The sequence below is a fragment of the Candidatus Pantoea deserta genome, assembly GCF_003813865.1.
Classification (GTDB): Bacteria; Pseudomonadota; Gammaproteobacteria; order Enterobacterales; family Enterobacteriaceae; genus Pantoea; species Pantoea deserta.
In genome coordinates this window covers 182,244-205,199 of sequence record NZ_RMVG01000004.1, presented here as the reverse complement: position 1 = coordinate 205,199, position 22,956 = coordinate 182,244, and the positions used below count along the sequence as shown (strand labels likewise).

The window sequence follows — 22,956 nt, the reverse complement described above, 5'->3', positions numbered from 1 at the left end:
TTTACCATGGCTAATATGTTCGCCCTGATTCTGGCGATAGCGACGCTGATTACCGGCGTTGTCTGGTGTATCGATCGTTTTAAGTGGGCGCCGGCGCGCCGGGCCAAACGGGCGGAAGCGCAGGCGGCGGCAGGTCACTCGCTGGACAGTAAAACCCTGGCGAAAGTCTCCGGGCAGCCGGGCTGGGTTGAGACCACCGCGTCGGTTTTCCCGGTCCTGCTGGTGGTGTTTGTGGTGCGCTCGTTTATCTATGAGCCGTTCCAGATCCCGTCTGGCTCGATGATGCCGACGCTGCTGATTGGCGATTTTATTCTGGTCGAGAAATTCGCTTACGGCATTAAGGACCCTATCACCCAGACGACGCTGATCCCAACCGGGCATCCGCAGCGCGGTGACATCGCGGTGTTTAAATACCCGAAAGATCCCAGCCTGGATTACATCAAGCGCGTTATTGGCCTGCCGGGCGACAAAGTGGTGTTTGATCCATACAGCAAAACGCTGACCGTCAGCCCGAACTGCGCCGCCGGTCAGCGCTGCGCCAGCGCGCTGCCGATTACCTACACCAACGTCGAGCCGAGCAACTTTATTCAGACCTTCAGCGGGTTTGACGGCAATGAAACCGGCAATGGTTTTTATCAGGTGCCGCAGGGCGAAACCATGCGCGGCGGGCTGCGTCTGGGGACGCGTAAAGAGACGCTGGGCAACGTCACGCACGATATTTTGCTGGTAAACGAAGCGCAGAGTCAGGCAAGCATGTATTATCAGCAGCCGGGCCAGCCACAGGCGACCTGGATCGTGCCGCAGGGGCAATATTTCATGATGGGCGATAACCGCGACAACAGCGCCGACAGCCGCTACTGGGGCTTTGTCCCGGAGCGTAATCTGGTAGGTAAAGCGGTCGCCATCTGGATGAGCTTCGATAAGCAGGAAGGCCAGTGGCCGACCGGCGTCCGCCTGAGTCGCATCGGCGGGATTCACTGATTTATCTGGCCCGGATTAACGGGCAAAACGGTTGGCCTCCTGCGGGAGGCCACTGCACACGAAACAGATTGCGTTGGAAAGCCAGCCCTGTTTCGTATGCAGAGTCACAGACGCACAAAAGAACTGGAATCGCATGAACCCCATCCTTATTAATAAGCTTCAGCGTAAACTGGGCTACACTTTTACTCATCCGGAACTCTTGCAACAGGCGCTAACGCACCGCAGCGCCAGCAGTAAGCACAACGAGCGTCTCGAATTTCTGGGCGATTCTATTCTCAGCTATGTTATCGCCAATGCGCTCTATCATCGCTTTCCTCGCGTTGACGAGGGCGATATGAGCCGCATGCGCGCAACCCTGGTGCGTGGCAACACGCTGGCCGAGATGGCGCGGGAGTTTGACCTCGGCGAGTGCCTGCGTCTGGGACCGGGCGAATTAAAAAGCGGCGGATTTCGCCGCGAATCCATTCTGGCGGATACGGTGGAGGCGCTGATTGGCGGCATCTTCCTCGACAGTAATATCCAGACGGTGGAAAAACTGATCCTTGACTGGTATCAGACGCGCCTTGAGCAGATTAGCCCAGGCGATAAACAAAAAGATCCGAAAACCCGCCTGCAAGAGTATTTGCAGGGGCGTCATCTGCCGCTGCCGTCTTATCTGGTGGTGCAGGTGCGTGGCGAAGCCCACGATCAGGAATTTACCATTCACTGTCAGGTGAGTGGCATGGCTGAACCGGTGGTGGGCGTAGGCTCCAGCCGCCGTAAAGCAGAACAGGCTGCCGCCGAACAGGCGTTAATTAAGCTTGGTCTCGAATAGCAATATCCCGGCGCCTGAACAGGCGCTGAAAACGTCAGGACTCGAATGAGCGAACAGAATACCTATTGCGGCTTTGTCGCGATTGTCGGCCGACCCAACGTCGGCAAATCCACCTTACTGAACCAGCTGCTGGGGCAGAAGGTGTCGATCACCTCGCGTAAGCCGCAAACCACGCGCCACCGCATCATGGGCATCCATACCGAAGGCGAGTATCAGGCTATCTATGTGGATACGCCCGGCCTGCATATGGAAGAGAAACGTGCGATCAACCGTCTGATGAACCGCGCGGCCAGCAGCTCTATCGGCGACGTAGAGCTGGTGATCTTCGTGGTAGAGGGTACGCGCTGGACGCCAGACGACGAAATGGTGCTCAACAAGCTGCGCGACGGCAAAGTGCCGGTGGTGCTGGCCATCAATAAGGTGGACAACATCCAGGATAAAAGCATCCTGCTGCCGCACCTGCAATTTCTGAGTCAGCAGATGAACTTCCTCGACATCGTGCCGATTTCAGCAGAGAACGGAAAAAACGTCGATACCATTGCGGCCATCGTGCGTAAACGTCTGCCTCAGGCGGATCACCATTTCCCGGAAGATTACATCACCGATCGCTCGCAGCGCTTTATGGCGTCAGAGATCATCCGCGAAAAGCTGATGCGTTTTCTCGGCGCTGAGCTGCCCTATTCGGTCACGGTTGAAATCGAGCAGTTTGTCGCGAACGAGCGCGGCGGCTACGACATCAACGGCCTGATCCTGGTGGAGCGCGAAGGGCAGAAAAAAATGGTGATTGGCAACAAGGGCGCCAAAATTAAAACCATCGGCATTGAAGCGCGCAAAGACATGGAAGAGATGTTTGAAGCCAAAGTCCATCTCGAACTGTGGGTTAAAGTAAAATCCGGCTGGGCCGACGACGAACGTGCGCTGCGCAGTCTGGGCTATGTAGACGACCTTTAACCGATGGAAGGCTGGCAACGCGCCTTTGTGCTGCATAGTCGCCCCTACAGCGAAACCAGCCTGCTGCTCGATCTGTTTAGCGAAAGCGACGGTCGGGTCAGGGTGCTGGCGAAAGGCGCGCGAGCGCGCCGCTCGCAGCTAAAAGGAACGCTGCAACCCTTTACGCCGCTGCTGGTGCGCTGGACCGGCCGTGGCGAAGTCAAAACGCTGACTAAGGCCGAAGCGGTCTCGCTGGCGCTGCCCCTCAGCGGTATTACGCTCTACTGCGGTCTCTACGTTAACGAACTGCTGTCGCGCGTGCTGGAGCAGGAATTTCCCTTCTCAGAACTCTTCTTTGATTACCTGAACTGCCTGCAAACCCTGGCGGCGGAAAACAGCTCTCCTGAACCGGCGCTGCGCCGCTTCGAGCTGGCGCTGCTGGGGCACCTCGGCTACGGCGTCGACTTTCTGCACTGCGCGGGCAGCGGCGAACCCGTTACCGATTCGATGACCTACAGCTACCGTGAAGAAAAAGGCTTTATTGCCAGCCTGGTGACCGGTCAGCGCAGCTTCACCGGTCGGCAGCTGCGGGCGCTGTGGGAACGCGATTTTCCTGATGCGGACACGCTGCGGGCCGCCAAGCGCTTTACGCGTATTGCGCTTAAGCCCTACCTGGGCGGAAAGCCGCTGAAAAGCACCGAGCTGTTTCGCCAGTTCGTGCCGAAAAAGCGACCGGATGCGGCCAGCCAATAGCGCTGTGCCCGTGTCGTGCGGCGCGGTACACTCTGATTTTCGACATAGTTAAACTGAGGATTGTCATGGTTGAGTTGCTGTTAGGGGTCAATATCGACCATATCGCCACGGTGCGTAACGCGCGCGGCACGCACTATCCTGATCCGGTGCAGGCGGCGTTTGTCGCCGAACAGGCGGGGGCAGAGGGGATCACCGTACACCTGCGGGAAGATCGCCGTCATATCACCGATCGCGATGTGCGCATCCTGCGCGACACCATCCAGACGCGCATGAATCTGGAGATGGCGGTAACCGACGAAATGGTGGGTATCGCCTGTGACATTAAACCGCACTTTGTCTGTCTGGTGCCGGAAAAGCGCGAGGAAGTGACCACCGAAGGCGGTCTCGACGTCGCAGGGCAGCAGGATAAGATCAACATGGCGGTGAAGCAGCTGAGCGAAGCGGGCATTCAGGTTTCGCTGTTTATCGATCCCGACCATCGTCAGATCGAAGCGGCGGTCGCCAGCGGCGCGCCCTATATCGAAATTCATACGGGAGCCTATGCAGAGGCGCCGGAAGGGCTGGCGCGCGAGGCCGAGCTGGCGCGTATTCGCCACGCCGCCACCTTCGCCGCCAGCCTGGGGTTAAAGGTCAACGCCGGTCACGGCCTGACGTATCACAACGTGCAGCCGATTGCCGCGCTGCCGGAGATGCATGAGCTGAATATCGGTCACGCGATTATCGGGCGCGCGCTGTTTAGCGGGCTGGCCGATGCGGTAAGGGAGATGAAGCTGCTGATGCGGGAAGCGCGTCGCTAATGGCTATTCTCGGACTGGGCACCGACATCGTTGAGATCGAACGCATTGCCGGCGTTATTGAACGCTCCGGCGACCGCCTGGCGCGTCGCGTGCTGAGCGAAGCCGAATGGCAACAGTATCAGAGCCATCAACAGCCGGTGCGCTTTCTGGCGAAACGCTTCGCCGTTAAAGAGGCGGCGGCCAAAGCCTTTGGCACCGGCATCCGCGGCGGGCTGGCCTTTAATCAGTTTGAAGTCTATAACGACGCGCTGGGCAAGCCCGGACTGCGCTTTTTCAACCACGCCGGTGAGGTGGCGGAAAAGCTTGGCGTCAGGCAGGTCCACGTTACGCTGGCGGATGAGCGGCACTACGCCTGCGCAACGGTGATTATCGAGAGCTAGTGGTGCAGCACCACAAACTTTTCCCACAGCGCATCGCGCGATTCGATGTGCTGTGGATCGGGAATAATGGTGTTATCGATAGGGCAGACGCTCTGGCAGGTAGGGGCGTCATAATGGCCGATGCATTCGGTGCAGCGGCTGGCATCGATCTGATAGATCTCCGCGCCGAGGGTAATCGCCTGGTTAGGGCATTCGGGTTCGCACATATCGCAATTAATGCATCTGGCGGTAATCAGCAGCGCCATTTCGTCACCTGATAAGCTAAAAACGGCGATATTATACTCCGCTTCATCTCTTAGTTCAGCTTTTTCACCAGCGCCTCGCTGTGGCGAATATGGCTGGCTGCGCGTTCGGGATCGTTCTGCACCAGCGCCATAAACAGCAGGTCGGTCAGCGCCAGCTGCGCGGCGGTAGAAGAGATGGCGGCGCTGCGCGTGCTCTGTTCCTCCGCCACCGTATAGAGACAGTGCGTCGCGATCTGTTGCAGGCTGTTAGGCGTAAAGCCGGTAAAGGCCAGCACCCAGGCGCCAATCTGTACGGCTTCCTGCGCCGCCAGGTTAATCTCTTTGCGCTCGCCCGTGTAGGAGATGGCCAGCAGCACATCGCCGGGCCGCATCGCCTGTACGCTCGACAGCAGCGCGTGCATATCCTGTTCGGCCACCGCGTTGATGCCGATCTTCATCAGCTTCCACGAAAAATCTTTCGCCACTAACCCCGATGCGCCGATACCCACCAGCACGATACGCTGGGCGTTTTTCAGCAGGTGCAGCGTTTCAGTCAGTTTCTCTTCGCTGTTGATGTCCAGCGTCGCGCGAATGGCGGACAGCTTTTCCGTCAGCAGCTTTTCGCCGACCACTTTTAACGAGTCGTCGCTGAGGATATGGTTATGCACGGTGATAGCGTCACGATCCGCCAGCGATTCGCTTAGCGCCAGCTTGAGCGCCGGAAATCCCTTGTAGCCTAGCTTTTGCGCGAATTTCACCACGCTCGACTGGCTAACGCCGGCTTCCTCCGCCAGCTTCTGCGAACTAAGATGCCGCGCCCGATCCGGCTGCGACAGCAAAAAGTCTGCCAGCCGACGCTCATTTAGCGCCAGACGCGGATAGAGTTGACGGATGCGCAGCAATGAACTCATGCCTGGTCCTCGTTTAAATAACCTGCGGTAAAATATCTCTGCCTGCTGAAGAATAAACTATTCATCTGGCATTGTAGCCAATGGAATTAAAAATAGTCGCCGTCGCCGCTACGGCGGTTGATGGCTACAATAAGGAGCAGAGTAGGCAACAACGCAAAAAAGGAGCGTTTTTTGACGAAAGGTACACAACGTCGCGTGGTGTTTTTTGACCTGGACGGCACGCTGCATCAGCAGGATATGTTCGGCACCTTTATGCGCTATCTGCTGTGGCGTCAGCCGCTCAATATATTGCTGGTGGTGCCGCTGCTGCCGGTTGTGGGGCTGGGCCTGCTGATTAAAGGGCGGGCGGCGCGCTGGCCGATGAGTTTGCTGCTCTGGTCCATTACCTTTGGTCGAACGGAACGCGCGCTGCTGCGGCGCGAGGCGGCCTTTGCCCAGTGGTTTCGCCAGCGCGTGACCGCCTTTCCCGTAGTGCAGCAGCGGCTGACCGACTATCTGAGCAGCGACAATGCCGACGTCTGGCTGATTACCGGCTCGCCGCAGTCGCTGGTGGAGCAGGTTTATTACGATTCGGCTTTTCTGCCGCGCGTTAAGCTGATCGCCAGCCAGATGCGGCGCGGATTTGGCGGTCGCGTGCTGGCCATGCGCTGTCTCGGTCATGAGAAAGTGGCCCAGCTGGAGGAGAAAATCGGTACGCCGCTTCAGCTCTACAGCGGCTACAGCGACAGCAAGCAGGATAACCCGCTGCTGTTTTTCTGCCAGCATCGCTGGCGCGTGACGCCGCGCGGCGAACTTCAGCAGCTGGAGTAAGCTTTCATCTTCGAATCTGCGCGCGGGATGGCTATAATGCGCCGCTTTGCTGCTGCCGGGAGTGGGCCTGCGTGAATCAATCTCAAGATGAATACTGGATGCGCCATGCGCTGCGGCTGGCGCGTATCGCCTGGGAGCAGGGCGAAGTGCCGGTTGGCGCGGTGCTGGTGCAAGGCGATCGCGTGATTGGCGAAGGCTGGAACCGACCTATCGGTCAGCACGATCCCACGGCGCACGCCGAAATTATGGCGCTGCGTCAGGGAGGCAAGGTGCTGGAAAATTACCGTCTGCTGGATACCACCCTCTACGTAACGCTGGAACCCTGCGTGATGTGCGCCGGCGCGATGGTGCACAGCCGCATTACGCGACTGGTCTACGGCGCCAGCGACGAAAAGACCGGCGCAGCGGGGTCGCTGATCGACGTGCTTGGCCATCCCGGCATGAACCATCAGGTTGCGCTTCACGCCGGCGTGCTGGCGGAAGAGTGCGCGGCCATGCTGAGCGATTTTTTCCGCATGCGGCGCGAGCAGAAAAAAGCGCTGCGCCAGGCGCAGCGCGGAATCGACTGATTCGGCGCTGGACAGGGCCGGGCAGGCGCGACGTCCTTTTCCTCTTTGTCGCCAGGCCTGCTCGGCCCGGCGGCGCTAGTTCATGGCGATTTCCGGCGTGACCGCCGGATAACCGCTGCCCAGTTCGGCTTCGAGCGCCGATTTCTGCGCCAGACGTTTCTCCTGCTCCTGCAAATAGCCCACCAGACTGAGCTGATACTTGCGGATATTTTCAACGTAGTTGTAGGCCTCGTGGCCGCGCGCATAGCCATAGGTGGTCTGCGCGTAATAACGCTTCTGGCTCAGCATCGGCAGCCGCAGCTTCACGTCGGCCCAGCTGTCGGGATTGCCGCCCTGCTTAGCGGTAAGCTTACGCGCATCCAGCATATGGGCGTACCCCATGTTATAGGCGGCCAGCGCGAACCAGATGCGCTCTTCATCAGGAATGGTCGAGGGAACCTTTTCCATCATGCGCTGAAGGTAGAGGCTGCCGCCGCGAATGCTCTGTTCCGTATCGGTACGATCCTCGACGTTAACGCTATCGGCGGTATTGCGCGTCAGCATCATCATGCCGCGCACGCCGGTAGGAGAGGTCGCCAGCGGATTCCAGTGCGACTCCTGATAAGAGATTGCCGCCAGCAGCCGCCAGTCGATACTGGCCGCGTATTTCTCAAACAGCGGCTTGATCTCTGGCAAAGTCACGTCGATAGCGCGTAAAAACGTGCGGGTATCGACATAGTCAAAGGTGCCTACGTGGCCGAGGTATTTCTCTTCCAGGCGCGCCATCGCGCCTTCTTCGCCCATAGAGTTGAAGAAGTCGAGCATGGCGGCGTTAAGGCTGTCGTCTTCGCTGTGCGGCACATACCAGGTAACCGGCTTTTCATCCGTCACGTCGAATGCCACCGCCAGCTGCGGATGAATGCGCTGGAGCAAGGCGATGGTTACCGAGTCGCCGATGGTGTAGTCAAGCTTGCCCTCCGCCACCGCTTCCAGCAGCGCTTTCGGCGCCTGATCGGTGGAGACCACCCAGTTAAGATCGGGATACTGTTTATCACGCGCCGTTTTAAGCGATGAGAGATAGGCCGAGCCGGAGGCAACCCGCAGCTGTCCTTTCAAATCGCCCAGGTTCTTCGGGCGCGGCTTGTCAACGCGATAAACCAGCTGCTGAGAAACCGAGTAGTAGCTCGGCCCGGTCTGGTAGCGCATCAGCCTTTCATCGTTATAAATCAGGCCTGCCGCCAGCAAATCCGCTTTGCCGTCGTCCAGATCGTCAAACAGGTCGCTGAGATTTGGACGCACCGTCACCTTAAGCTTCACGCCCAGATAGTTGGCAAAGCGTTTCGCCAGTTCATAATCCATGCCGACGGGCGCTTTGTTGATGGTGTAGTAAGTCAGCGGGGAATTGATGGTACTGATACGCAGCACTCCCCGTGATTTTATCTGCGATATCGCGTCCTGACCGTTGCCATACCATGGTACTGATGGCCATAGCGCCATTGCCAGCAGCAAGGTGACAAGACCGATAAACAGATAGTTTAATTTTAGGCGTTTCAAATAGTTGTCTCTCGCTGGCTCTCAGGCCTCTGTCTTTTAAAGGCAGTATTGATCTTATTTTTACTCCCAGAGCGAGGGGCATTTTGCGCAACTCAGCAGCGTAGAGCAACTTATAAAGCAGGTTTTGCGCAAAATTCAGGCAAATTCCAGGGCAGAGAAATTATGCGCAAACGGTTTCGTCGGGCGGGGTGTTTCTCTATAATACCGCCCGTTTTCTGCTGTTGTGCCCCATGAAGCGTCGCCCGGCGCTCTGACGAGAGATTAAATGATGGAAATTCTGCGTGGTTCGCCCGCCCTGTCGGCATTTCGTGTAAACAAACTGCTGACCCGCTTTCAGGACGCTCACCTGCCGGTGAGTGACATTTACGCCGAGTACGTCCATTTCGCCGATGTCAGCACACCGCTGAACGCTGATGAAAAAGCGCGTTTACAACGCCTGCTGAAATACGGTCCTTCTCTCGCCGAACACGCGCCCCAGGGCCGCCTGTTGCTGGTAACGCCGCGTCCCGGCACGATTTCGCCCTGGTCTTCCAAGGCGACCGACATCGCCCATAACTGCGATCTGCCGCAGGTGCGTCGTCTGGAGCGCGGCCTGGCTTTCTATGTGCAGGCGACGCAGCTGACCGAAACGCAGTGGCAGACGCTGGCGGCGCTGCTGCATGACCGCATGATGGAGACGGTGTTCAGCGATCTGACGCAGGCCGAGGCGCTGTTCGCGCATCATGAGCCGCAGCCGCTGAAGAGTATCGACGTGCTGAACGGCGGCCGTCAGGCGCTGGATGAGGCTAACCGCACGCTGGGGCTGGCGCTGGCGGACGACGAGATTGACTATCTGCTGGACGCCTTTCAGCGGCTCGGACGCAACCCGAACGACATCGAACTCTATATGTTTGCGCAGGCCAACTCCGAGCACTGCCGCCATAAGATTTTTAACGCCGACTGGATTATCGACGGCGAAAAACAGCCGAAGTCGCTGTTTAAAATGATTAAAAACACCTTCGAGACCACGCCGGATTATGTGCTGTCAGCTTACAAAGACAATGCGGCGGTCATGGAGGGATCGGAAGTAGGCCGTTTCTTCGCTGACGCGGAGAAAGGCGAATATGAATACCATCAGGAAGCGGCGCATATCCTGATGAAGGTAGAAACCCATAACCATCCCACCGCTATTTCGCCCTGGCCTGGCGCGGCTACCGGTTCTGGCGGCGAGATTCGCGATGAAGGTGCCACCGGGCGCGGGGCCAAGCCGAAAGCCGGCCTGGTCGGCTTCTCGGTATCGAACCTGCGCATTCCGGGCTTTGAGCAGCCCTGGGAAGAGGACTTCGGCAAACCGGACCGCATTGTCAGCGCGCTGGAGATCATGACCGAAGGCCCGCTGGGCGGCGCGGCCTTTAACAACGAGTTTGGCCGTCCGGCGTTAAACGGCTATTTCCGTACCTATGAAGAGCAGGTCAACAGCCACAACGGCGTTGAGCTGCGCGGCTATCACAAGCCAGTGATGCTGGCGGGCGGCATCGGCAATATTCGCGCCGACCATGTGCAGAAAGGCGAAATCACCGTCGGGGCAAAGCTGATTGTGCTGGGCGGCCCGGCGATGAATATCGGTCTGGGCGGCGGGGCGGCTTCGTCTATGGCTTCAGGCCAGTCGGACGCCGATCTCGACTTCGCGTCGGTGCAGCGCGATAACCCGGAAATGGAGCGTCGCTGTCAGGAAGTGATTGACCGCTGCTGGCAGATGGGCGACGAGAACCCGATTCTGTTTATCCACGACGTCGGCGCAGGCGGTCTCTCGAACGCCATGCCGGAGCTGGTGAGCGACGGCGGGCGCGGCGGCCGTTTCAACCTCCGCGACATTCTCAGCGATGAGCCGGGGATGAGTCCGCTGGAAGTGTGGTGTAACGAATCGCAGGAGCGCTATGTGCTGGCGGTTGCGCCAGAGAAACTGGCGCAGTTCGACGCGCTGTGTCAGCGCGAGCGCGCGCCTTATGCGGTTATTGGCGAGGCGACGGAAGAGCAGCATCTGAGCCTCAGCGACAGCCATTTCAACAATACGCCAATCGACATGCCGCTGGATGTGCTGCTGGGCAAAACGCCGAAAATGACGCGCGATGTCGTCACGCAGCAGGCCAAAGGCGAGGCGCTGCTGCGCGACGGCATTACGCTTGCAGACGCCGTAAACCGCGTACTGCACTTGCCGACCGTGGCTGAGAAGACTTTCCTCGTCACCATCGGCGACCGTAGCGTGACCGGTATGGTGGCGCGCGATCAAATGGTCGGTCCGTGGCAGATCCCGGTGGCGAACTGTGCGGTAACCACCGCCAGTCTCGACAGCTATCACGGCGAAGCCTTTGCCATGGGCGAACGCGCCCCGGTTGCGCTGCTGGATTTTGCCGCCTCAGGCCGCCTGGCGGTCGGCGAGGCGCTGACCAACCTTGCGGCGACGCAGATTGGCGACCTCAAGCGCGTGAAGCTGTCCGCGAACTGGATGGCGGCCGCAGGTCATCCGGGCGAAGATGCCGGCCTGTACGAAGCGGTGAAGGCGGTGGGCGAAGAGCTTTGCCCGGCGCTGGGCATCACGATTCCGGTAGGCAAAGACTCGATGTCGATGAAAACCCGCTGGCAGCAGGGCATTGAGCAGCGTGAAATGACCGCGCCGCTGTCGCTGGTGATCACCGCTTTCGCGCGCGTAGAAGATGTCCGCCGCACCGTCACGCCGCAGCTGCAACCCGACGTGGAGAACCTGCTGCTGCTGATCGACCTGGGCAATGGCGCTAACACGCTGGGCGCGACTGCGCTGTCGCAGGTTTATCGTCAGCTGGGCGACAAACCGGCCGATGTGCGCGATGCGCAGCAGCTGGCCGGCTTTTATCACGCGATTCAGGCGCTGGTGGCGCAGCAGAAGCTGCTGGCGTATCACGACCGCTCCGACGGCGGCCTGCTGGTGACGCTGGCTGAAATGGCCTTCACCGGCCATTGCGGCATTGAAGTGGACATTGCGGCGCTGGGCGGCGATGCGCTGGCCGCGCTCTTTACCGAAGAGCTGGGCGCTGTCATTCAGATCAAAGCCGAAGATCGCGCAGCCGTTGAGCAGGTGCTGGCGGATCACGGACTGGCCGGTTGTAGTCACGTACTGGGCAGCGCGCAGCGCGGCGACCGTTTTGTTATCCGTTCCGGCGACAGCGCCGTGTACAGCGAAAGCCGCACCACGCTGCGCACCTGGTGGGGTGAAACCAGCTGGCAGATGCAGCGCCTGCGCGACAACCCGCTCTGCGCTGACCAGGAGCATGAGGCGCGCAAAGACGATAACGATCCGGGCCTGAACGTGCACCTCACCTTTAATCTGGAGGAGGATGTGGCCGCGCCGATGATCGCTACCGGGGCGCGTCCCCGCGTGGCGGTGCTGCGTGAGCAGGGCGTTAACTCGCACGTTGAAATGGCGGCAGCCTTCCACCGCGCCGGATTTACGGCGGTTGACGTGCATATGAGCGATCTGCTGGCGGGTCGCCGCGGCCTGGACGATTTCCAGGCGCTGGTGGCGTGCGGTGGCTTCTCCTATGGCGATGTGCTGGGCGCGGGCGAAGGCTGGGCAAAATCCATTCTCTTCAACAACCGCGTGCGCGACGAGTTTGAAAACTTCTTCCATCGTCCGCAAACGCTGGCGCTGGGCGTGTGCAACGGCTGCCAGATGATGTCGAACCTGCGCGAACTGATCCCAGGCAGCGAACTCTGGCCGCGCTTTGTACGCAACCAGTCCGAGCGTTTTGAAGCGCGCTTCAGCCTGGTTGAGGTCGAAGCCAGTCCGTCGCTGCTGCTGGACGGCATGGTGGGCTCACATATGCCGATTGCCGTTTCTCACGGCGAAGGCTTTGTCGAGGTGCGCGACGGTGCGCATCTGGCCGCGCTGGAGGCGAAAGGTCTGGTTGCGCTGCGCTTTGTCGATAACCATGGCAAGGTAACAGAAACCTATCCGGCCAACCCGAACGGCTCGCCTAACGGTATTACGGCGGTCACCAACGAAAGCGGTCGCGTCACCATTATGATGCCGCATCCGGAGCGCGTTTTCCGTACCGTAAGCCACTCCTGGCATCCGGCAGAGTGGGGCGAAGACAGCCCGTGGATGCGTATTTTCCGCAATGCGCGCAAACAGCTGGGTTAATTTATTTCTGGCGATTTGACGATAAAGGAGACAGTGATGTCTCCTTTTTTTTATGAGTGTTGGGAAACAGCGACAAAGCGGCGTAAAGACTGTCTCCAAAAAGAGACATTTATCCTGTTGATATGTAATCCTTTCTCACCAGGTGCGTTTAAGTGTTGGTTTATGGCGACAATATCAGTCTGTTGAAAGGGCCTGACACGCTCGCCCTGGCGCCTAAGGCTGGCAACTGTCTGAAAAAGAATGTTATTTATTTTCTGGCACGAAGTTTGCTACTATCAGGACGTGGCTCATTCTCCTGTTTATGATTGCCCCGCAAATTTGCGGCTGAGCTCATAAAAACTGAATGACGCACCAAACGGAGCCTGCCGTCCACCAACCGATAATCGCTTGCTTTGCAACGTTATCAAGCATCGGGCGCAACGTTGAGTTAGGCTCCACCTTTTTTCAGGCGATGCTGCGGCGTCGCTCTCACGGCAGACCGAAAGGTCTGCCGTTTTCGTTTCTGCTCTATCTTCCGCTGGCGGACTTCGCTAGCATCCTTACAGCGTTTATTGATGGAAGCGACCGCGTGAGAAGATGGCGTTTATTTCCCCGATCGTTGCGCCAGCTGGTGCTGATGGCGTTTTTACTGGTGCTGTTGCCGCTGCTGGTGCTGGCATGGCAGGCCTGGGAAAGCCTGTCGGCGTTAAGCGATCAGGCCGCCGATACTAACCGCAATACCTTTACCGATGTAAGGCGCAGCGAGTCGATGGCGCGAACTGCGCTGGAGCTGGAGCGCAGCTATCGCCAGTACTGCGTGCTGGGCGATGCCAGTCTGGCGCGTCTCTATCAGACCCAGCGCGCACGCTACAATCAGATACTTAACTCCCACGCCTCCAGTCTGCCCGCGCTGGCGGCTTTGCAGGCGCTGCGCGCCACGCTGCCGCAGCTAAGCGAATTGCAGTGCGACAATGGCAATCCCGTTGCCGCCGCGTCGCAGGCGCTGGAGCGCTTTTCCGCCACCAATGCGCAGCTGGTGCAGGAGACGCGTGAAGTCGTGTTCGCGCGCGGGCTACAGCTACAGCGCGAAATTGCCGATCGCGGCCAGTTTTTTGGCTGGCAGGCGCTCGGTTTGTTTATCGTCAGCCTGGCGCTGGTGTTGCTTTTTACCCGCATGATTATCGGCCCGGTAAAGAGCGTCGAGCGGATGATTAACCGGCTTGGCGAAGGCCGGGAACTGGGCGCGAGCGTGGCGTTTCGCGGCCCGCGCGAGCTGCGCTCGCTGGGGCAGCGCATTGTCTGGCTGAGCGAGCGGCTGGCCTGGCTGGAGGCGCAGCGCCACGAGTTTCTGCGTCATCTGTCGCACGAGCTAAAAACGCCGCTTGCCAGCCTGCGCGAAGGCACCGAACTGCTGGCGGATGAGGTCGCCGGCACGCTCAACGGCGAACAAAAAGAGGTGGTGGCGATTCTGGACGCCAGCAGCCGCCACCTGCAACGTCTGATCGAACAGCTTCTCGACTACAACCGCAAACTGGCGGAAGGGCCGACCACGCTGGAAGCGGTAGATATAGCCGAGCTGATCGATATGGTGGTCAGCGCGCATGCGCTTCCGGCACGCGCTAAGCTGATGCATATTCACCGCGATCTTCAGGAAACACTCTGTCTCGCCGAACCGATGCTGCTGATGCGGGTGATCGATAACTTATACTCTAACGCCGTGAACTATGGCGATGAATCCGGTAGCATCTGGCTGCGCAGTGAGCTGCGCGGCGATAAGGTGTGGATCGAGGTCGCGAACAGCGGCAGACCGATCCCCGCCGCAGAACGTGAAATGATATTCGAACCCTTTTATCAGGGCAGCCGGCAGCGCAAAGGGCCGGTTAAAGGCAGCGGGCTGGGATTAAGCATTGCTAAAGATTGTCTGCGTCGTATGCAAGGGGATTTGCAGCTGATTGACAGCAAAGACGCCGACGTTTGTTTTCGTATCGTACTGAATCACACAGCCGGGAATGCCTGACAGATGAAAATCATCTTCGCCTCACTTTTTACCGCGCTGCTAAGCCTGTCTCTCAGCGGCTGTAGCGTTTCCCCGGCCGTCTCCTCCGCGCACCGCGACGCCAGCGTTGCCGAACCGGAGGTCAGACTTCCGGATTATCTGGCGACTGACTGTAGCATCGTCTGGCGCAATGAAAGCGCAACGGCGACGGGCAATCCGCTTTACTGGCTGCGCGCCATCGACTGCGCCGAGCGGCTGTCGCCTGCCGAGGCGCGCGCAGAGGCGCATCGCTGGCCGGTAGAGGGCTGGGCGCGCGCCTTTAAGCACGCCATTTTAATGGCTAATGGCAACGTTACGCCGCCAGAGCGGCGTGATTACGTCGAGTCGCTTGATGAGTACAGCAGCCGTTTCCCGAACGCGGTGCGTCCGCTGATCCAGCTATGGCGCAGCAACCAGGTTGCTCAGCTTGATCTCAGCGACACGCGCTCGCGCTTCGCGCATTTACAGCAGAGCAGCGATGCCCAGCTTGATGCGCTGCGCCAGCAGCAGACCCAGATGCGCAAAACCCTTAACGACACGCAGCACAAGCTGGAACGTCTGACCGATATTGAGCGCCAGCTTTCGTCCCGCAAAGCGCCGGATGTCACCGAGAGCGGTCATGGGCCGGACGCGCCGCAGCATGAGGAGCCATGATGGCCAGACAACCCGCACGTTTATTGCTGGTGGATGACGACCCAGGCCTGTTAAAGCTGTTAGGCATGCGCCTGAGCAGCGAAGGCTATCAGGTGGCCACCGCCCCCAGCGGCCCGGACGCGCTGCGCCTGTTGCACAAAGAGAAGATCGATCTGGTGATCAGCGACTTGCGTATGGATGAGATGGACGGGCTGACGCTGTTTGCGGAGATTCAGAAACGCAATCCCAGCCTGCCGGTAATTATTCTTACGGCGCACGGCTCGATTCCTGATGCGGTTTCCGCAACCCAGCAGGGCGTGTTCAGCTTTCTGACCAAGCCGGTCGATCGTGACGCGCTCTATAAGGCGATCGATGATGCGCTGGCGCAGCATGCGCCGGTGAGCGACGATCGCTGGCGCGAGGCCATTGTGACGCGCAGCCCCGTGATGCTGCGGCTGCTGGAGCAGGCGCACATGGTGGCGCAATCCGACGTCAGCGTACTGATTAACGGCCAGAGCGGCAGCGGCAAAGAGGTGCTGGCGCGGGCGATCCATGCGGCCAGTCCGCGCGCGGCGCAGCCTTTTATCGCGATTAACTGCGGCGCGCTGCCGGAACAGCTGCTGGAGTCGGAGCTGTTCGGCCACGCCAGAGGCGCGTTCACCGGCGCGGTAAGCGCGCGCGAGGGATTATTTCAGGCGGCGGAAGGCGGCACCTTGTTCCTGGATGAAATTGGCGATATGCCGCCCTCGCTTCAGGTTAAACTGCTGCGCGTGTTGCAGGAGCGCAAGATCCGTCCGCTTGGCAGCAACAACGACATCGACATTAACGTGCGTATTATCTCGGCAACGCATCGCGACCTGCCTAAAGCAATGGAGAAAAAGGAGTTCCGCGAGGATCTCTTTTACCGCCTTAACGTGGTGAATCTTAAGTTGCCCGCCTTGCACGAGCGTACTGAAGACATCCCGCTGCTCGCCAGCCATCTGCTGCGACAGGCGGCGGAGCGGCACAAACCCTTTGTACGCAGCTTTTCTGTCGATGCGATGAAGCGTCTGATGGCCGCCGCCTGGCCGGGGAACGTGCGCCAGCTGGTAAACGTTATTGAGCAGTGCGTGGCGCTGACCTCGTCGCCGGTTATCAGCGATGCGCTGGTGGAGCAGGCGCTCAGCGGAGAAAACAGCGCTCTGCCAACCTTTGTTGAGGCGCGTAATCAGTTTGAGCTTAACTACCTGCGTAAGCTGTTGCAGATGACCAAAGGCAACGTCACCAATGCTGCGCGGCTGGCTGGCCGCAATCGCACCGAGTTTTATAAGCTGTTGTCCCGACATGAACTGGACGCCAGCGATTTTAAAGAGTAGCTTTCTGGCGCGGAGCAGCGCCTGAGGTTGCGGCTATATACTTACAGCACCCCATCCGGCCACGGAGGGAGTGAGAAAAGGGTCTGACATGAAAAAGATTGATGCGATTATCAAACCATTCAAACTCGACGATGTGCGCGAAGCGTTAGCCGAAGTGGGCATCACCGGCATGACGGTTTCTGAAGTAAAAGGGTTTGGCCGTCAGAAGGGCCACACCGAGCTGTATCGCGGCGCGGAATACATGGTCGACTTTCTGCCGAAAGTGAAAATCGAAATGGTCGTGGGCGACGATATTGTTGATACCTGCGTGGAAACCATTATGAAAACCGCGCAGACCGGTAAAATCGGCGACGGCAAGATTTTCGTTTTCGATGTTTCGCGCGTGGTGCGTATCCGTACCGGCGAAGAGGACGAAGAGGCGATTTAAGCGTCTGTCGACAGCAGATAAAGCCGGTTTGCCGGCTTTATCTGTTGGCTAATCGCCAGCGCAGGCGAGGCTGCCTGATGGCAAAGCGGTAAAGCGGCATCCCCGTCAGCCCGGCCAGGCGCGGCCTTCTGTGAGATTCGCCTTAGTTCCCCTCGCGCAAACGCGGATTCACTCTCTGGCGGCATATCGCCGCTGAGGCGAAACGCCGCGCCCGGCGGGCCGTATCGCCCGCTGGCGAGGGTTCAGCGTCAGCTGAACCCGCCATCACGGCCTACAGTCCCTTGTGCGGGCCGAACACTTCATAGTGAATGCGTGACGCCTCCACGCCGACATCGCGCAGCTGACCAGCGATAAACTGCATAAAACCTACCGGTCCGCACAGCCAGAAATGCGTGCGCGCATCCTGCAAGCGTACAGATTCGCTGGCTAAATCCATCACGCCTGCGGCATCAAAGCGGCCCGCGTCACCGGCTTCCGGCACGCGATACCAGACGCGCTTGCTGAAATCGCGCAGGCGCGCGCCTGTCTCGGCGACCTCATCAGCAAATGCGTGCTGAGCGCCATTCTCCGCCGCGTGAAGCCAGGTCACCGGCGCAGCATGATTTTGCTCGGCCAGGGCGTGCAGCATTGCCAGCGTTGGCGTCACGCCGACGCCTGCTGAAATCAGCGCCACCGGCGTATCCGTCGCAACCTCAAGAAAGACGTCGCCGTGCGGCGCGGTCAGCTCCACCACGGCGCCGGGCTGCGCTTTATCATGCAGCCAGCCGGAAACGGCGCCCTGCGTATCGCGCTTCACCGCAATGCGATAGGTTTTACCGTTCGGGGTATGGGTCAGGGAATACTGGCGATGCTGCTGAAATGTGAACCCGGCAGGATGAAGATGCACGGTAATATACTGGCCGGGTTTGAAGGAGGCTACCGGCTTGCCGTCGACCGGCTCCAGGGTAAAGCTTTTGATCACCGAACTCTGTTTTTCAATCGCGCTGATGCGAAACGCGCGCATGCCGCGCCAGCCGCCTTCCTGCTGCTCGGTTTCCTGATAAATCGCCTCTTCGCGCTGGATAAAGACGTCCGCCAGCACGCCATACGCGCGTCCCCACGCGGCCAGTACCTCCTCGCCCGGATCCATCAGCTCTTTAATGGTGGCCAGCAGGTTCTCTCCGACGATGGCGTACTGTTCAGGACTAATTGCCAGACTGGCGTGCTTCTGGGCGATTTTTTCAACCGCAGGCAGCAGCGCGGCCAGATTGTCCAGATTCGCGCCATATGCGCAGATGGCGTTAAACAGCGCCTCGCGCTGAGCGCCGCTACGCTGGTTGTTCATATTAAAGACATTTTTTAATTCCGGATGCTGCGTCAGCATGCGGTCATAAAAGCGCGCGGTAAGCGCCGGACCCACGGCGGCAATCGCGGGAAGGGTGGATTTCACGGTAGCGATAGTTTGTGCGTCAAGCATGGGATACCCCTGGTGTTGTAAAGTTGCATTTTAAATGCATGTTATGATCGGGCATCAGAGGTTGTAAATAACCCGGTGCGGCTTCGGTGAGCGGCAGGTGGCAAGCTTTGAATACAACTTGAAAAAAATAGCGTCGCAGCCTGAGGAAAAATCATGTCGGCGCAACCAGTCAGGAAAGCGTAAAAATCCTTTGCCAGTGTCATGCCAATCGTTTGCGTCTCTTGCGGAAATGGCGCTACCTTCACCTGGCAAAACGGTTTACACTGTGGGCCTTTGCTCCCTCAGGGAGTTTAAACTGCCGTTAAAAAGTTAGCTGAGTCAGGAGATGCGGATGTTAAAGCGTGAAATGAACATTGCCGATTATGATGCCGAGTTGTGGCAGGCGATGGAGCAAGAAAAGGTGCGTCAGGAAGAGCACATCGAACTGATTGCTTCAGAAAACTACACCAGCCCACGCGTAATGCAGGCGCAAGGTTCACAGCTCACCAATAAATACGCGGAAGGGTATCCGGGCAAACGCTACTATGGCGGTTGTGAATATGTCGATATCGTCGAGCAGCTGGCAATCGACCGCGCTAAAGCGCTGTTTGGCGCTGACTACGCCAACGTACAGCCGCACTCTGGTTCTCAGGCTAACTTCGCCGTCTATACCGCGCTGCTGCAACCGGGCGACACCATTCTGGGGATGAACCTGGCGCACGGCGGTCACCTGACTCACGGTTCGCCGGTAAACCTCTCTGGCAAACTCTACAATGTCGTGCCATACGGCATTGATGAGAGCGGCAAAATTGACTACAACGAACTGGCTGAACTGGCGAAAACGCACCAGCCGAAGATGATCGTTGGCGGCTTCTCGGCCTATTCCGGCGTCTGCGACTGGGCAAAAATGCGTGAAATCGCTGACAGCGTCGGCGCTTATCTGTTTGTGGATATGGCGCACGTCGCGGGTCTGGTCGCGGCTGACGTTTATCCGACTCCGGTGCCGCATGCGCATATCGTCACCTCGACGACGCATAAAACGCTGGCCGGCCCGCGCGGCGGTCTTATCCTGGCAAAAGGCGGCGACGAAGAGTTTTACAAGAAGCTGAACTCTGCCGTCTTCCCTGGCGGGCAGGGCGGTCCGCTGATGCATGTCATCGCCGGTAAAGCGGTGGCGTTTAAAGAGGCGATGGAGCCGGAGTTCAAAACTTACCAGCAGCAGGTGGCGAAAAACGCGAAAGCGATGGTAGAAGTGCTGATCGAGCGCGGCTACAACATCGTGTCAGGCGGCACCCATAACCATCTGTTCCTGATCGATCTGGTGAGCAAAAACCTGACCGGTAAAGAGGCCGACGCCGCGCTGGGCCGCGCCAACATCACCGTGAACAAAAACAGCGTGCCGAACGATCCGAAAAGCCCGTTCGTTACCTCTGGCGTGCGTATCGGCACCCCGGCAGTTACCCGTCGCGGCTTTAAAGAAGCGGAAGTGCGCGAGCTGGCTGGCTGGATCGCCGACGTGCTGGACAACGTCAATGACGAAGCGACCATCGAGCGCATCAAGCAGAAAGTGCTGGATGTCTGCGCGCGCCTGCCGGTTTACGCTTAAGCATTAATCCTGTGCAACAACGATAAAGGATGGCAGCCGCCATCCTTTTTTATTGTCTTATTTTCGCTAAGGTAACGCGCAACGACGCGAACGGATAAGTATTGCTGGAGGGACAATGGCAATCGGCTCGGCGAAATGGCTCGGTCTGGCCTATTTCACTTACTTTTTTTGCTACGGCATCTACCTGCCTTTCTGGGGCGTCTGGTTAAAAGGCGCCGGACTCGATGCGGAAAAAATCGGCCTGCTGCTGGGTTGCGGTATGGTGGCGCGCTTTGTCGGCAGCCTGCTGATCGCGTCGCAGGTCAAACACCCGACGCAGCTTATTAACGCGCTGCGGATACTGGCGCTGATGACCTGTCTGTTTGCCGTCGGATACTGGGCAGGCGAGCAGTGGCTGTGGCTGCTGCTGGTGATGATCGGCTTTAACCTGTTTTTCTCGCCTCTGGTGCCGCTCAGCGATGCGCTGGCCGCAACCTGGACGCAGCAAATCGGGCTGAAGTACGGGCCGGTGCGCCTGTGGGGATCGCTGGCCTTTGTTATCAGTTCGGCGCTGACGGGGATGCTGGTCAATCACTGGTCGTCGCAGGCGATTCTGGCGCTGCTGTCGGCGGGCGTGCTCTGCATGCTCGGCGGGATGCTGCTGCGGCCGCGTACTGCTCCGCAAGGCGAAGAGCGACACAGCGCGGCAGGCGGCGGCTGGCAGGCATGGCGCACGCTGCTGCGGGAAAATAGCGTATGGCGCTTTATGCTGTGCGTTACCCTGATGCAGGGGGCGCACGCCGCCTACTATGGCTTCAGCGCCATCTGGTGGCAGCAGAGCGGCTACTCCGCCTCGGTGGTAGGCTATCTGTGGTCGCTGGGGGTGGTGGCGGAGATAATCGTTTTCGCTTGCAGCAACCGCCTGTTCCGACGCTGGCGCGCCCGCGATCTGCTGCTGCTCTCCGGCGTTTGCGCGCTGACGCGCTGGACGCTGCTGGGCGCCACCGTTGATTTGCCCTGGCTGATTGTCGGGCAGATCCTGCACTGCGGCAGCTTTACCGTCTGCCATCTGGCGGCGATGCGCTTTATTGCCGCACGCAGCGGCGCAGATGTCATCCGCCTGCAATCGCTCTATTCAGCGCTGGCTATGGGGGGCGGCATTGCGGTAATGACCATGATCTGCGGCGTGCTGTTTGCCCATCTTCAGGGCCATCTCTTCTGGGTCATGGCGCTGGTCGCGCTACCTGCGCTCTTTTTACGGCCGCGCGCGGGCTAAGTCTCCAGCAGCGCCCGAATACGCTGCTGCTGATGCTCGCTCAGCGGCAGCTCGGCGTGGATCAGCGGCGGCGAATAGAGCGGCAGCGGCGTCGCGTAGGGAGAGATCACCAGCGCGATGTCGCGCGGCGCGCCGTCGCGCTGAAAATCAGCCCTGTCCTGATATTTAATATTGATGGGCAGCAGCGAGATTTCGCGGATTTGCTGTTCAATCTGCTGCTCAAGGCGGGCATTGTCTCCGGTCAGCAGCAGCACCTGTTTTTCCTGTAGCGCGCTCTCCTGCATAAGCCATGCGCCGAAAATTACGGCAATCAGGCTGACTTCTTCCGGGCTGAGCTTCAGATCGTAGCGGGCTTCGAAATCAACCAGCGCCTGCTGAGTGGTGCGTAGCAGGCGCGGATAGAGCTTAGTGACATCCAGCGCCACGCTGTTATCAATGCCAATGCCGAAATGACAGCGGTCCAGCGCCTGCGCCAGGTGGGTATACAGCTGCCACGTCAGTTCCTGAGGTTCGCCAAAGCGCGTCTGCGCAAGCTGCTCAAAGGCGCTGACAAGCTGCTCCGTCGCTTCCATGAGCCGCTGATTGCCGGGATGATGCAGCGTATCGGGACCAGGCGCGTGGATCAGGCTGAACAGCAGCGTCCAGAAGTCCGCTTCGCTGATATGCGGGGCGAGATGACAGCGTTTTTGCCAGTGAAGAATGACGTCCATCGCCGCTTCGCGCTCGAATTTTTGCTCCAGCCAGGCGCGCTGCCGCTCATTAAACAGCGCCGGCTGGCGCTGCATCAGCCCATACTTCATAAAAATTTGCAGAAACAGGCGATCGCGCGCGCTGAAGTCGCGCGACAGTTTCAGGCTGCAATGCTGAATCAGCGCCTGCAAATTGATTTCGTCGTAGAGCGCTTTTTCGATTTTCATCACTTTCAGCCGCTGGCGCAGCGGGGCGGCGAAGTGTTCGCAAACAAAGCCTTCGGACAGGCGCAGCCCGCGCCGCAGCCAGTGCAGCAGGCAAAGTCGCCGATCCAGCTCGGTGCCATGAATGCGAAAGCTGCCGTCCACCATCTGATGCAGCTCAAGCTGGTGATAACGCTGTATCTCATCCCCGACATCTTCTATATCCTGTCGGGCGACAACAGCATCAACGCCGTTTAACTGACAGAGTTTTTCGAGCGTGAGTGCGGGAGTAGGCAGATAAAGCAGTAGCAGCAGATGACAACGACGCTGTGCTCGGCTGAAGAGTGGTGCCGAAGAGGTAGCAGAACTCATCAGTCTGGATTCCAGCGGTCCGGTATTGCGCTAAGAATAGCCAAAAGTAAAAAAAGTCGCGTCCCTGGTCCGGTTTTTAATGCAATGCTTCAGCACGGGTCACAATTT

At 58.9% G+C, this 22,956-nt stretch carries 20 protein-coding genes; 15 read left to right on the top strand and 5 right to left on the bottom strand.

The annotated features are described in order from the left end of the window. The first annotated feature begins 6 nt into the window (after window positions 1-6). The 6 genes from lepB (at window position 7) to acpS (ending at window position 4,655) form a co-directional block, all read left to right on the top strand. Entirely contained in the window at window positions 7-981 is a 975-nt protein-coding gene (gene lepB, locus BBB56_RS08485) for a signal peptidase I (RefSeq protein WP_123800519.1), read from the top strand. Between the two features lie 133 nt (window positions 982-1,114). Beyond that, entirely contained in the window at window positions 1,115-1,795 is a 681-nt protein-coding gene (gene rnc / locus BBB56_RS08480; protein WP_081142359.1) for a ribonuclease III, read from the top strand. 45 nt (window positions 1,796-1,840) lie between these two features. After that, window positions 1,841-2,746 carry a GTPase Era gene (gene era, locus BBB56_RS08475; protein ID WP_123800518.1) on the top strand — a complete coding sequence of 302 codons (906 nt, stop codon included), beginning with the start codon at window positions 1,841-1,843 and terminating at the stop codon, window positions 2,744-2,746. Window positions 2,747-2,749: 3 nt separating this feature from the next. Next, on the top strand, window positions 2,750-3,478 hold the full coding sequence (gene recO / locus BBB56_RS08470; protein WP_123800517.1) for a DNA repair protein RecO: 729 nt from the start codon (window positions 2,750-2,752) through the stop codon (window positions 3,476-3,478). A gap of 65 nt (window positions 3,479-3,543) precedes the next feature. Then, window positions 3,544-4,275, top strand: a complete 732-nt coding sequence (gene pdxJ / locus BBB56_RS08465) for a pyridoxine 5'-phosphate synthase (protein WP_123800516.1) — start codon at window positions 3,544-3,546, stop codon at window positions 4,273-4,275. Further along, window positions 4,275-4,655: a holo-ACP synthase gene (gene acpS, locus BBB56_RS08460; RefSeq protein ID WP_123800515.1), complete on the top strand. Its 381-nt coding sequence runs from the start codon at window positions 4,275-4,277 to the stop codon at window positions 4,653-4,655. The genes pdxJ and acpS overlap by 1 nt, the downstream gene beginning before the upstream one ends. On the opposite strand, the gene BBB56_RS08455 is transcribed toward acpS, so the two are convergent. After that, the gene (locus BBB56_RS08455; protein ID WP_123800514.1) at window positions 4,652-4,900 is read right to left on the bottom strand and encodes a YfhL family 4Fe-4S dicluster ferredoxin; all 249 of its coding nucleotides are present in this window, start codon (window positions 4,898-4,900) and stop codon (window positions 4,652-4,654) included. The two genes, acpS and BBB56_RS08455, sit on opposite strands and share 4 nt — an antisense overlap. A 50-nt stretch (window positions 4,901-4,950) precedes the next feature. Next, window positions 4,951-5,790, bottom strand: a complete 840-nt coding sequence (locus tag BBB56_RS08450) for a MurR/RpiR family transcriptional regulator (RefSeq protein ID WP_123800513.1) — start codon at window positions 5,788-5,790, stop codon at window positions 4,951-4,953. Between the two features lie 171 nt (window positions 5,791-5,961). Between BBB56_RS08450 and yfhb the strand changes: the two genes are divergently transcribed. After that, on the top strand, window positions 5,962-6,600 hold the full coding sequence (gene yfhb, locus BBB56_RS08445; RefSeq protein ID WP_123800512.1) for a phosphatidylglycerophosphatase C: 639 nt from the start codon (window positions 5,962-5,964) through the stop codon (window positions 6,598-6,600). 71 nt (window positions 6,601-6,671) lie between these two features. Next, window positions 6,672-7,169 carry a tRNA adenosine(34) deaminase TadA gene (gene tadA / locus BBB56_RS08440; RefSeq protein ID WP_123800511.1) on the top strand — a complete coding sequence of 166 codons (498 nt, stop codon included), beginning with the start codon at window positions 6,672-6,674 and terminating at the stop codon, window positions 7,167-7,169. A 75-nt stretch (window positions 7,170-7,244) separates the two neighbouring features. On the opposite strand, the gene mltF is transcribed toward tadA, so the two are convergent. Then, window positions 7,245-8,702 carry a membrane-bound lytic murein transglycosylase MltF gene (gene mltF, locus BBB56_RS08435; RefSeq protein WP_123800510.1) on the bottom strand — a complete coding sequence of 486 codons (1,458 nt, stop codon included), beginning with the start codon at window positions 8,700-8,702 and terminating at the stop codon, window positions 7,245-7,247. A 265-nt stretch (window positions 8,703-8,967) separates the two neighbouring features. Here mltF and purL point away from each other — a divergent pair, with 265 nt between their 5' ends. From purL to glnB, 5 genes are all read left to right on the top strand, one after another. Then, window positions 8,968-12,858: a phosphoribosylformylglycinamidine synthase gene (gene purL, locus BBB56_RS08430; RefSeq protein ID WP_123800509.1), complete on the top strand. Its 3,891-nt coding sequence runs from the start codon at window positions 8,968-8,970 to the stop codon at window positions 12,856-12,858. A 568-nt stretch (window positions 12,859-13,426) separates the two neighbouring features. After that, window positions 13,427-14,854: a sensor histidine kinase gene (locus BBB56_RS08425; RefSeq protein WP_123800508.1), complete on the top strand. Its 1,428-nt coding sequence runs from the start codon at window positions 13,427-13,429 to the stop codon at window positions 14,852-14,854. A gap of 3 nt (window positions 14,855-14,857) precedes the next feature. Beyond that, on the top strand, window positions 14,858-15,526 hold the full coding sequence (gene qseG / locus BBB56_RS08420) for a two-component system QseEF-associated lipoprotein QseG (RefSeq protein WP_123800507.1): 669 nt from the start codon (window positions 14,858-14,860) through the stop codon (window positions 15,524-15,526). Next, entirely contained in the window at window positions 15,526-16,860 is a 1,335-nt protein-coding gene (glrR, locus tag BBB56_RS08415; RefSeq protein ID WP_123800578.1) for a two-component system response regulator GlrR, read from the top strand. Before qseG ends, glrR begins: the two co-directional genes overlap by 1 nt. Window positions 16,861-16,948: 88 nt before the next feature. Next, on the top strand, window positions 16,949-17,287 hold the full coding sequence (gene glnB, locus BBB56_RS08410; RefSeq protein WP_033753971.1) for a nitrogen regulatory protein P-II: 339 nt from the start codon (window positions 16,949-16,951) through the stop codon (window positions 17,285-17,287). Between the two features lie 271 nt (window positions 17,288-17,558). Here glnB and hmpA read toward each other — a convergent pair whose 3' ends face one another. Continuing rightward, window positions 17,559-18,743, bottom strand: coding sequence for an NO-inducible flavohemoprotein (hmpA, locus tag BBB56_RS08405; protein ID WP_123800506.1), 1,185 nt, complete (start codon window positions 18,741-18,743; stop codon window positions 17,559-17,561). A gap of 331 nt (window positions 18,744-19,074) precedes the next feature. Between hmpA and glyA the strand changes: the two genes are divergently transcribed. Both glyA and BBB56_RS08395 read left to right on the top strand, forming a co-directional pair. Next, the gene (gene glyA, locus BBB56_RS08400) at window positions 19,075-20,328 is read left to right on the top strand and encodes a serine hydroxymethyltransferase (RefSeq protein WP_123800505.1); all 1,254 of its coding nucleotides are present in this window, start codon (window positions 19,075-19,077) and stop codon (window positions 20,326-20,328) included. A gap of 115 nt (window positions 20,329-20,443) precedes the next feature. Beyond that, window positions 20,444-21,583: a 3-phenylpropionate MFS transporter gene (locus tag BBB56_RS08395; RefSeq protein WP_123800504.1), complete on the top strand. Its 1,140-nt coding sequence runs from the start codon at window positions 20,444-20,446 to the stop codon at window positions 21,581-21,583. Here BBB56_RS08395 and csiE read toward each other — a convergent pair. After that, complete coding sequence (csiE, locus tag BBB56_RS08390) at window positions 21,580-22,848, bottom strand: stationary phase inducible protein CsiE (RefSeq protein WP_123800503.1); 1,269 nt, start codon at window positions 22,846-22,848, stop codon at window positions 21,580-21,582. The two genes, BBB56_RS08395 and csiE, sit on opposite strands and share 4 nt — an antisense overlap. Window positions 22,849-22,956 lie beyond the last annotated feature (108 nt).